This is a genomic window from Carboxylicivirga sp. (genome assembly GCF_982718395.1).
In genome coordinates this window covers 14,438-25,367 of sequence record NZ_CEXQWX010000087.1, presented here as the reverse complement: position 1 = coordinate 25,367, position 10,930 = coordinate 14,438, and the positions used below count along the sequence as shown (strand labels likewise).

Genomic DNA, 10,930 nt, shown 5'->3' with positions numbered 1-10,930 from the left:
TAAAAATAGTTTTTTTTTAAAAAAATCTTAAGAAATCTATTTATTTTTTAAAAAGTCAGCCCTTAAAGCGTCGTCCCTAACAGGACCTTTACTAAATCGCCATATTCTTTTGACGAACTCTCTACCTGCTTGACTCCTTTGAGAAAAGCTTTTAATCGCGTCGGTTGTTCCACCTTCTTTTGGATAATATTTTCCACTGTTTCTGGAAACTTAGCCGGATGTGCTGTTGCAAGAAATATGCCATGTTCCTTGGGAGTAAGTAGGCTTTTTAGTGCATAATAACCAATGGCTCCATGTGGATCAAGAATGTAATTATTTGTATCATAGGTTGTTTTGATGGTAGAGAAAATACTTTCGTTTTCCACTGAAATTCCATCAATTACAGATTTGATATTCTCGAGTTGATGCCCGAATAAATCCTGTATGCGAATAAAATTACTGGGATCTCCCACATCCATCGCATTGGCTGGTGTTGCAATACTAGGTCCCGGTAGGTAATCTCCACTTTGAAGGTAATCTGGTACAATGGCATTAAGGTTGGTGGCAGCAATAAATCGCTGCACCGGTAATCCCATTTTATAAGCTATTAATCCTGCAGTTAAATTACCGAAATTACCACTGGGAACACATATAACAATATCCTTTTTACCTTCGCGAACTGCTTGTGCATAGGCATGAAAGTAATAAACCATCTGTGGTAAAAAGCGTGCCAGGTTAATGGAGTTGGCTGATGTCAGAGTGATTTTCTCTTTCAGGCCATCATCCATAAATGCTGTTTTAACCAAATGCTGGCAATCATCAAAAGTACCTTCTATTTCAATGGCTGTAATGTTTTTCCCAAGAGTGGTAAATTGTTTTTCCTGAACATCAGACACCAGTCCCTTTGGATATAATACAAATACATTTACCCCTTCTACACCAAGAAATCCGTTAGCTACAGCACTGCCTGTATCGCCTGAAGTTGCAACCAATACATTAATGTCACGTCCGTAATCTTTTGTAAAGCGGGCCATTACACGAGCCAGGAAACGAGCGCCAATATCTTTAAATGCTAAGGTGGGACCATGGAATAATTCCAAGGCAGAAATCTGGTCAGTTACCTTTACTAAAGGAATCGGAAAGTTGAACGCCTCCTCAGTCAGTGCTTTAAAATCGGCCTCATCTATTTCGGGACAAAAAAATTGCTTCAAGGTTTCAAAACCTATTTGTCCTAATGACATGTCAGGCAATTTATCCCAAAAACTTTTGGGCAAAACAGGTATGGATTCTGGCATAAACAAGCCTTTATCGGTAGCCAGTCCATTGATAACAGCGTTTTTTAAGTCGCTTTTCAGGTTTTTATTATTGGTACTATAATATTGCATTTTTTACTTTTTTCCGGATAAGAACAATTGCATAAACTCAGTCTGGTCAGTAAAGCCAAATGCACCTTTTTTAACAGAGGCTTCATCATATACTTGAACGGCATCGGCCTTAACACCTGGTCGATAAATCATAAAAGGTACATTGTCACGTGTGTGCGTTCGTTTTTCACAGGGCGTCGGATGATCCGGTAAGAAGGCAATACTAAGCTCCTTTTTATTAGACTCAAGATGCTCCAATACAGGCTTAACAACTTTTTGGTCGATGTCTTCCAGTGTTTGTATTTTTAATTCCACATCACCTTCATGTCCGGCTTCATCTGGCGCTTCAATATGTAAGAACACATATTCGTTATTGTCAAGAGCATCAATAGCTGCTTTTGCTTTACCTGAGTAATTGGTATTATATAAGCCTGTTGCTCCATCTACAAAAATAGATTGCAAACCTCCTAATTTACCCAAACCATGAATGAGATCAACAGCAGATATCACTACACCATTTTTCAAACCATACAGTTCCTCAAGTGTTGGCATATCAGGTTTAAATCCAGGTGACCAAGGCCAGATCATATTGGCTACAGCCTGTCCTTTTGATTTGCGATGAATATTAACCGGGTGATTACTCAGTAATTCATTTGATGCAAACATCAATTGGCGAAGTAATTTTACTGTATCATTGCTTTCCATAGGCTTAGGTAAGACCGTTTCAACATATTCGCCTGGCACGTCATGAGGAGGTGTGCACCTCACTCCTTCCTGTCCGCCTTTAATTACCATTACATGACGATAGCTAACACCTGTGTAAAACTGAACGCGATCATTACCCAAATATTCAGTCAAAGTATCAATCAGCTGACGGGCTTCCTCTGTGGAGATATGTCCGGCTGAATGATTCAAGAGTTTAGCTTCTTCCACACTCACCAGGTTGCAGCGAAAAACAAGATCAGATGGTTCTATATCAATGCCTAAGGCGGCAGCTTCAAGCACTCCCCGCCCCTGGTAATACTTCTCAGCATCATAACCCATAATGGTCATATTTGCAACCTCACTGCCAGGATGCAATGAGTCGGGTACTGTCTTTAAATATCCGCATTGAGATATTTCACACAGTTGGTCAATGTATGGAGTTTTTGCCACCATCATTGGTGTTTTTCCATTTAGTCGTTCAATGGGTTCATCAGCAAAACCGTCAGCCAGAATAACCAAGTATTTCATATTTTATATAGGATTAAAGGTTTACAACTTTGATAATATCAGCAAAAACGCCTGCTGCTGTTACGTCAGCTCCGGCCCCATAACCTTTTATTTCCATGGGGTGATCGTAATAATAATCCGAACGAAGTATTACCTTATTATTGCTGTCTGCCAGATTATAAAATGCATGCTCTTGATCTACTTCAATAAAACCAACCTGAGCTTTTCCTCCTTTGAGTGAGGCTGCATAGCGCAGAACCTTTCCGTTATTTTCAGCATTGCGACGTATTTCTTCAAATTTAGCATCGAAGCTTTTTAGTCGTTCTATAAATGTTTCAACAGATTCATCATTAAAGAAATCAGCGGGAATAAATGGTTCTATTTCAACATGTTGTTCCTCCAAAGCGTAATCACTTTCGCGCGCCAAAATCAATAGTTTACGTAAAACATCCGTTCCTTTTAAATCAATCCTCGGATCGGGCTCACTATAGCCTTTTTCTTTGGCTTCCAAAACCACTTTTGACAACGGTTTATCAGTGCTTACATTATTCACTATATAATTCAATGTTCCTGATAAAACAGCTTCCAATTGAAGGATTCGGTCTCCACTCTGCACCATACTGTTAATAGTATTGATAATTGGTAGCCCTGCTCCTACATTCGTTTCAAACAGATATTTAACACCTTTCTCTCTGGCTGTTTTCTTAAGTTTTTCATAACGACTAAAATCCGATGACCCGGCAATTTTATTCGCGGTAACCACTGAAATGTTATTTTCCAGAAGCTTTTGATATTGTTCGGCAACCAATTCACTGGCTGTACAGTCTACGAACACGCTATTCGAATGATTATTGGCGATAATTTGATCTACAAATTGATCAATACTGCCCGGACTTGCCTCCTGCAACAAATCAACTGCTGAATCCAGTTCCAATCCCCGGTCATTAAAAATCATTTGTCGCGAATTTGCCAAGCCAGCCAAACGGATACTTAGATGTTCTGTTTTCAGCAAGCGCTCCGATTGACGTTCAATCTTTTCCAACAGGTTTTTCCCGACAGTACCCACTCCAACCTGGTACAAGTGAATGGCTTGATACTGACTAAGAAAGAAAGCTTCATGAACAACATTAAGAGACTTTCGCAGATCCTTTTCGTGTATAACAAACGAAATATTAAGCTCAGATGCGCCTTGTGCAATAGCATATATGTTGATCCCATTTCGTCCTATAACATTGAAAAGTTTACCAGATACGCCTGTGGCGTGTTTCATCCCTTCTCCGACAATGGCTACTACAGCCATCTCCTTTTCAACCACAACACCATTTATCTCCTGACGGGCAATCTCCTTATCAAATTCTTTAATGATGGCTAAGCGTGCTATTTCTGCATCTGATGATGCGACTACCACACTGATACTATTTTCGCTTGATGCTTGCGAAATCAGCACAATATTAATGTCTTGCTTGGCCAAGGCACCAAACATTCGCATCGATATACCAGAGATACCAATCATTCCATTTCCCTGCAAAGTAAGAAGAGAAACATCGCGGATTGAGGATAGACCTTTCACATTCTGGCTGACGTCTTTTTGCTGATCAATCAGTGTACCTGGAGCTTCCGGGTTAAAAGTGTTTTTGATTTTAGTTGGAATCTGTTTTTGTAAAACCGGGATGATTGTTGGCGGATATATAACCTTTGCACCAAAGTGGGACAATTCCATCGCTTCAGCATAGCTCAGGTGATCGATACAATGAGCCCTTTTGATGATACGAGGATCGGCCGACATAAACCCATCAACATCAGTCCATATCTCCAATATTTCAGCATCTAAACCGGCTGCCAATAAAGCTGCTGAATAATCCGATCCGCCTCTGCCAAGCGTAGTGTTTTCGCCAGTTTCGTTAGAGGCTATAAATCCAGGAAATACGTTAATAGATCCCAGTGAAAACTTTAATTCTCCAATAGCCTGCATGGTCTCGTTATACTTAACATGGTGTCCGCGACCATTCATCTCTGTCTTAATAAACTCACGACTGTCAAAAAGTTGAGCTTGCCCGATTAATTCACTTAAAATAACAGACGATAAACGCTCTCCGCAACCAACAATAGTATCGTAACTCTTAACACTTAGTTCATTTGTGAGACTAACACCAGTTAAAACCTGCAAAAGTTCTTTCCATACAACTTCACATTTTTGTTTGACATTATCAGCCTCTGTAGCCAGAAACAAAGTATTAATAATTGCATCATGTATATCTTCAACTTCTTTAATGGTTTTCTGATATTCAAATTTATTAAGTGCTTGTTCAGAGGCCTCAATAAGTTTATCGGTAATACCACCGACTGCAGATACAATAACAACTGCAGGTGTATTCAATTGTTCTACAATCTGTTTAACTTTTAAGATGGCTTCTGCACTTCCCATGGAAGTACCACCAAACTTTAAAACTTTCATAAGCTTAATAATTTTCAAATGAAACAAATTAACCTTTATGAGGTTGATTATATTCCTATTTGTTTCGCTGATTAAATTAATCGGTTAAGAATAAACGCCAGCATTTACAGTTGCTTCAACTATAATCGACTGAAATAAATACAATAATGATTTGACCTGATGATATGAAAATACTATACCCCCACAGGGGTGGTGGTAGTTGAAATAGTAATATTTGAAGTAATATAAATCATCAAAATATCGGTCTCGAATGAGTTAATCCATTGCAAAAATAGGGATATATAATTTAAATCAAAATTATCGATCCCTATTTTTTAATAATTTGCAATTATTAAGCCTTAATAAAATATGATTTTTAACACACCTTAGCGAAATTTTTCAAGGTTATTAGGTTGAATGATGCCCTTATCTGTGATAAATGCAGTGATATAATTTACCGGTGTGACATCAAATGCCGGATTGAGTCCGTCAGAGCCCGGTGAGGCCATCCGCACCTTTCGAATGACATTGTCATGATCAGGTCCTTCATGATATAACAATTCATCATCACTTCGCTCTTCAATTGGAATCAGCGATCCGTCAGAAGTATTAAAATCAATGGTACTAAATGGCGCGGCAACGTAAAAAGGAATACCAAATTCCTTTGCCATAATTGCCTTCTCAAGGGTACCTATTTTATTAGCAACGTCACCATTAGCTGTTATGCGATCAGCGCCTGTGATAACCATATTGATTTCACCTTTGGCCATATAGAAAGCTGCGGCATTATCAGCAATGATTTTGTGTTCTATTCCGTTATGATACAGTTCATAAGCGGTTAATCTTGCTCCCTGTCCGCGTGGACGTGTTTCGTCCACATATACAAATGGTTGCTTACCTGATTTTTGAGCTGCATACACAGGCGATAAGGCAGATCCATAATCAACAAATGCCAGCCATCCTGCATTACAATGGGTTAGTATTTTTTGGTTCGTTTGAATTAAATCATTACCAAACTCACCAATACGCTGACATCCTTCGGCATCTTCATTTGCTATTTGCTGAGCTATTTGGATAGCCGATGTTTTCCCCTTAGTACCTGCTTCAAATACTTTTCTGCAGGCATAGAATAAATTAACGGCTGTTGGTCTGGTATTTTCAATGAACTTTCTGGCCTTACTTCTATCTTCCTGATCATTCAATTCAACAAAGGCCTGTGCCATTGCAAAACCTGCAGTGGCACCAATTGCGCCAGCACCTCTCACCGTCATATTTCGGATGGCTTCTGCAGTTTCCTTATAATTGTAAAAATGAACTATTTCAAACTCAAAAGGGAGCTTTATCTGATTAATCATTGATACAATGTTCTTTTGTTCATCGTACCAAACTGTTCTATAATGTTGTCCTTCAATTATCATTTTGTAATGTTTGTCTATAAATTTTATTATCAGGCACAATGCTCTAAAGCCAATTGCGCTTTACTTTAATCTGCAATTTTTGTAAATTAAATAACAAAATTACGCACCTCAAAAATATCCGGTATGAAAAGAATCGTCAAAACAACAGCTGGTAATATAATTACTGACTGTGCTCATCGAAACAAAGAAAAGGGTGATTATCTTTTAGTTCGTCCGATTGTCGTATCAAAGCATAAGCTTCTTACTGCATTTAAGTTCTTTATGATTATATGTTGTGTAATGCTTATTGCGTTGAGTTCATGCCAGATGAAGCCAAGAATCGGATTCCTGATGGATAGTCTGGAAATAGAACGATGGAATAAAGATAAGGCATTATTTGAGGAAAAGGTTAAGGAACTTGGTGGTATTCCCATAGTAGAAGTGGCCGAATCAGATCCTGCTAAGCAATTGGAACAAGCTCAAAAGTTAATTGATGAAGGCGTTGATGTACTGGTTGTTGTTCCGGTCGATCTGGAGCGTGCAGGAGAAATTGTAAAGCTGGCCCATCAACACTATATACCGGTTATCTCTTACGATCGTCTGATTAAAAATTGTAATCTGGATTATTATATATCTACCGATAATATTAATATAGGAGAACTACAGGCAGACTACCTCACGAAAATTGCTCCGAAAGGTAATTATGTACTCATCAGCGGACCAACCAGCGATTATAATGCATACTTGTTACATTTGGGTTGGATGAATGTACTTCAACCTCTGATTGATAAGGGGGATATTAATGTAGTTCTTGACGAATTCAGTAATTATTGGTTGCCAGATGAAGCCTATCGGATTTTAAGTCAGTACCTGAAGGACAAAAATGAAGTTGATGCCATCATATGTGGTAATGATGCCTTAGCATCCGGTGCCATTGCAGCACTTAAAGAACATCAAAAAGATGGTAAAGTATTATTGGCCGGACAGGATGCCGATATTCAGGCGGTTCGTAATATAGTTGCCGGGAATCAAACCATCACTATTTATAAGCCAATTGAATCGCTTGCATTTGCTGCTGCAAATGCCGCCATTAAAATATCTGATGGAGAAGCACCTTCCAATATGCATTTGACAGTCAATAACGGCAAAAGGCTTGTACCAGCTATTTTACTGCAAGCCAGCGTGGTGAATAGTCAAAATATAAAGATGACAGTTATCCAGGAAGGCTACATTGGTGAGCAAGAAATATTCAATTAATAAATTAGTAACTTATTAGGTGAAAGAAAGTCATTTATCTATTGGTAGATGACTTTTTTTAATCCAAATGCTGAACTTGTAGCCAAAATTTCAGCCGTAACAAAGGTTCGATGTAATGATAGATAATATGGACGACAGGAGTTGTAACATATCTATTGAAACGCTTCTTCCAACTGCTTTTTTCATCCTTTAATTGACCAGTCAGCTTCTTTATAGCAAAATTCAATTGTTGTATACCAGATGTTAACCTGCTCTTTTTGAATTGGTGCTGATCATTGTTTTCACTAAATGGATGATAAGCCGGATCAAAAAAGAAATGCATAAACCATTCAGCCAATACATCCAATAACCTGTAATATTCTTTTACCATTGCTTAATTCTTTTAAGTTTAGCGAACTATATTACTATTGATGACAGAGACCTTTAATAATACCTGTATTGCAAATATTAACTCATATTCAGTAATTTATAAATTTATTAAGTGATATTTTTGACTTAATAAATCACTTATGTACTTTTAATTACTTAATAAATAGCTTAACTTACTGCTTAATTTTTTAATTTTGCTTAATTAAGTAACTAATGAAAAGCCCGAATAAAATAGTATACCAACAGCATCCTGCTATCTTTCTACTTGAGCAGTGGCAGATGTTTTTGAATGGACTTGACCGGGTGATTACCTTTTATAATACTGATGATAAGCAATTAAGCTATGAGGCGATAGAATGGAATCGACAGTTTCATCAAACCCCTATGCCGATGACAGTTGGCGAGGAAATGATTCTTAAACTAAAGGAACTTTCAAAAGAAAAAACACCTTATCAATGGCTTCGACCAGATCATTTGCCATTTGTTCAGCAAACACAATTAAGTATAGCTCAACTGGATCTTTTTTCTGAATCACAATATCTGGTATTATTAATCAGGAGCTACGTTGAACAATCAACTATTTTGTCATATCTGTTTTTCAGGAATGACTGTAGTAATTTTGGAATTAGTGATGGACAAACACAATTAGAGACTAGTCATAAAGCAATTATTGGAAATATGGCTAATCAATTCGCAAATATCTGTCTAAGCAATTTTCAAACTTCGAAAAGCAATGAAATGACTTTCAGGCAACATACCCGGGACATTTTGGATGCCAGGCAGTTGGAGGTAAATCGCAATGAAGAAGATTTTTTAAACTGGAAAAGACAATGGTTAGATTCGTATTTAATTGATTTAAGCCGAAGAGACGGGGTTAATTATGTTATATCTGAGAAAGCACAAAACGAAATAATAAATGCAGATATTACTTATGAAGAAATTAAAGAAACAGTCGATAATTCGATTGATTACATTTGTAACTTAATATCATGTACACCTGGTGATGATTTATTAATTGAAGCTTCTTTTTTGGTAATGCCACAAAAGGTAAGATCAGAGAATGTCAAATCATCAACTACAGCTCAACCAATCAAACAACAAAATAAAACTATTCTATTGCTGGATCGACTGGAAGAAGCTGCCAATAGTTTATATAAGCAAGGATTACCTATAACCAGTGCTGATGTTGGTGCCTCTATGGATAAGCCAATTACTGCACCTGCGATTACAGATGCTCTGAGGAAAAATAAAGTGCGCATTTTTCGTTTATTTGAGCAGTATCCTAACCGTTGGACGACCATTCGCCAGTACTTTAAACCTATAATTAACTTAAGCGCCAAACAAAATCAGCACCTAAGAAACGTTAGTGGTTAAAATCGTTCCCTCTTATTCTATATTATGAGCGTATAGTTAGTAGGCTAAATGTGATAGATTACTATCCACATAAATGACGAGTTACATATGTAATTCACAAGTGTAATTAGTAATAATAAAGAAAAAGCTCGTCAATAAACGAGCTTATCCATGATATTATTTCATTATAGATTATACTTCCATGGCACCAATCAAGTCGCTTACTTTATCGAAACCATTCTCCTGGCAATAAGCTTCAAGACCATCTACGATTTTTTCCGTTACACATGGATCAATAAAATTAGCCGTTCCAACCTGAATAGCCGATGCTCCGGCAAGCATAAACTCAATAGCATCAGTTGTGTTCATGATGCCGCCCATTCCAACAATCGGTACATTAACAACCTGCGCCACCTGCCATACCATGCGTAATGCAACGGGTTTAACAGCTGGTCCGGATAAACCACCGGTAATGGTTGATAAAATAGGTTTACGTGTGTTAGCATCTATTGCCATGCCCAATAAAGTATTTATTAATGAGATAGAGTCAGCGCCGGCTCCTTCAACTGCAGCTCCAATCTCAGCTATATTAGTTACGTTAGGTGAAAGCTTTACCATCAGGTGCTTCTTATACACCTTTCTTACTGCTTCAACTACTGATACTGCAGACGGACAACTGGTTCCGAAGGCCATACCACCTTCTTTTACATTAGGGCACGAGATATTAAGCTCAATTCCAGGAATCTTATCCAGTTCATTAACAACCTCAGCCGTCTTAATGTAATCTTCAATGGTGGATCCCGATACATTGACCAGCATATTCGTCTCATAATCCTTTATTCGCGGGTAAATATGCTCGGCAAAATAGTGTACTCCTTTGTTTTGAAGTCCAACAGCATTTAGCATTCCCTGAGGCGTTTCAGCCATTCGTGGATAGGCATTGCCTTCACGATGTTCGAGGGTCGTTCCCTTCACCAACACGCCACCTAAGCAACTGATATCAAAGAAATCCATAAATTCCTCACCATAACCAAAGGTTCCCGAGGCCGTCATTACCGGATTTTTAAGTGATAATCCGTTTAAATCTATCTTTAAATCTACCATTTTAAATAAGTTGAATCGAAAACAGGACCATCTGTACAAGTGCACTTATGACCATCTATAGTATCAGCCACGCAGCATAAACAAGCGCCAAAACCACAGGCCATATGGTTCTCCAGTGATACTTCACATTTGATGTTATGATTTCTGGCATATTTTGCAATCACCTTCATCATAGCCTCTGGTCCACATGTATAAATCATATCAATTTCAGGCTCTTCAGTTCGCATTACTGGGTGGTGAATGACATAGCCCTTAGTACCTGATGAACCATCTTCAGTGGTTGTATATACCTCGCCTAAGGCTTTAAAAGCATCTAAAGCAATTAATCCGTCAGTGCTTCGTGCTCCAAGCAAAAAACGTGGTTTAATACCATTCTCCTTAAGGTGTCGTCCCATCAATAATAAAGGAGCAATACCACAGCCACCGCCTACTAACAAAACACGAGTTTTTTCAGGTAATGA

Annotated in this window: 9 protein-coding genes; 2 read left to right on the top strand and 7 right to left on the bottom strand. The window is 38.0% G+C overall.

From position 1 onward, the window contains the following. Nucleotides 1-62: 62 nt before the first annotated feature. The 4 genes from thrC to mtnA form a co-directional block, all read right to left on the bottom strand. Nucleotides 63-1,364: a threonine synthase gene (gene thrC / locus AC4MRQ_RS15670; RefSeq protein ID WP_491198637.1), complete on the bottom strand. Its 1,302-nt coding sequence runs from the start codon at nt 1,362-1,364 to the stop codon at nt 63-65. A gap of 3 nt (nt 1,365-1,367) precedes the next feature. Next, a complete protein-coding gene (locus AC4MRQ_RS15665) occupies nt 1,368-2,576 on the bottom strand; it encodes a cofactor-independent phosphoglycerate mutase (protein ID WP_491198636.1) in 1,209 nt (402 codons plus the stop codon). A 13-nt stretch (nt 2,577-2,589) separates the two neighbouring features. Beyond that, nucleotides 2,590-5,010 (bottom strand): bifunctional aspartate kinase/homoserine dehydrogenase I, encoded by a 2,421-nt coding sequence (gene thrA, locus AC4MRQ_RS15660; RefSeq protein ID WP_491198635.1) that lies wholly within the window; start codon nt 5,008-5,010, stop codon nt 2,590-2,592. 365 nt (nt 5,011-5,375) lie between these two features. Then, nucleotides 5,376-6,407, bottom strand: coding sequence for an S-methyl-5-thioribose-1-phosphate isomerase (gene mtnA, locus AC4MRQ_RS15655; protein ID WP_491198634.1), 1,032 nt, complete (start codon nt 6,405-6,407; stop codon nt 5,376-5,378). A 123-nt stretch (nt 6,408-6,530) separates the two neighbouring features. Between mtnA and AC4MRQ_RS15650 the strand changes: the two genes are divergently transcribed. Further along, nucleotides 6,531-7,643 (top strand): substrate-binding domain-containing protein, encoded by a 1,113-nt coding sequence (locus AC4MRQ_RS15650; protein ID WP_491198633.1) that lies wholly within the window; start codon nt 6,531-6,533, stop codon nt 7,641-7,643. Between the two features lie 58 nt (nt 7,644-7,701). Here the strand turns inward: AC4MRQ_RS15650 and AC4MRQ_RS15645 are convergent, their stop codons facing one another. Further along, nucleotides 7,702-8,013, bottom strand: a complete 312-nt coding sequence (locus AC4MRQ_RS15645) for a hypothetical protein (protein WP_491198632.1) — start codon at nt 8,011-8,013, stop codon at nt 7,702-7,704. 212 nt (nt 8,014-8,225) lie between these two features. Between AC4MRQ_RS15645 and AC4MRQ_RS15640 the strand changes: the two genes are divergently transcribed. Further along, nucleotides 8,226-9,386, top strand: a complete 1,161-nt coding sequence (locus AC4MRQ_RS15640; protein ID WP_491198631.1) for a hypothetical protein — start codon at nt 8,226-8,228, stop codon at nt 9,384-9,386. 171 nt (nt 9,387-9,557) lie between these two features. Here the strand turns inward: AC4MRQ_RS15640 and AC4MRQ_RS15635 are convergent, their stop codons facing one another. Both AC4MRQ_RS15635 and AC4MRQ_RS15630 read right to left on the bottom strand, forming a co-directional pair. Then, nucleotides 9,558-10,469 (bottom strand): dihydroorotate dehydrogenase, encoded by a 912-nt coding sequence (locus AC4MRQ_RS15635; RefSeq protein WP_491198630.1) that lies wholly within the window; start codon nt 10,467-10,469, stop codon nt 9,558-9,560. Next, nucleotides 10,463-10,930 (bottom strand): iron-sulfur cluster-binding protein (locus AC4MRQ_RS15630; RefSeq protein ID WP_491198629.1); only part of this gene is annotated, 468 nt, incomplete at its 5' end. The genes AC4MRQ_RS15635 and AC4MRQ_RS15630, both read right to left, overlap by 7 nt.

Excerpts from the sequence above, each read along its gene's own strand:
- AC4MRQ_RS15650 (WP_491198633.1), top strand. The coding sequence starts at position 6,531 with ATGAAAAGAATCGTCAAAACAACAGCTGGTAATATAATTACTGACTGT.
- AC4MRQ_RS15665 (WP_491198636.1), bottom strand. The coding sequence starts at position 2,576 with ATGAAATACTTGGTTATTCTGGCTGACGGTTTTGCTGATGAACCCATT.
- AC4MRQ_RS15645 (WP_491198632.1), bottom strand. The coding sequence starts at position 8,013 with ATGGTAAAAGAATATTACAGGTTATTGGATGTATTGGCTGAATGGTTT.
- AC4MRQ_RS15640 (WP_491198631.1), top strand. The coding sequence starts at position 8,226 with ATGAAAAGCCCGAATAAAATAGTATACCAACAGCATCCTGCTATCTTT.
- thrA (WP_491198635.1), bottom strand. The coding sequence starts at position 5,010 with ATGAAAGTTTTAAAGTTTGGTGGTACTTCCATGGGAAGTGCAGAAGCC.
- mtnA (WP_491198634.1), bottom strand. The coding sequence starts at position 6,407 with ATGATAATTGAAGGACAACATTATAGAACAGTTTGGTACGATGAACAA.
- AC4MRQ_RS15635 (WP_491198630.1), bottom strand. The coding sequence starts at position 10,469 with ATGGTAGATTTAAAGATAGATTTAAACGGATTATCACTTAAAAATCCG.
- thrC (WP_491198637.1), bottom strand. The coding sequence starts at position 1,364 with ATGCAATATTATAGTACCAATAATAAAAACCTGAAAAGCGACTTAAAA.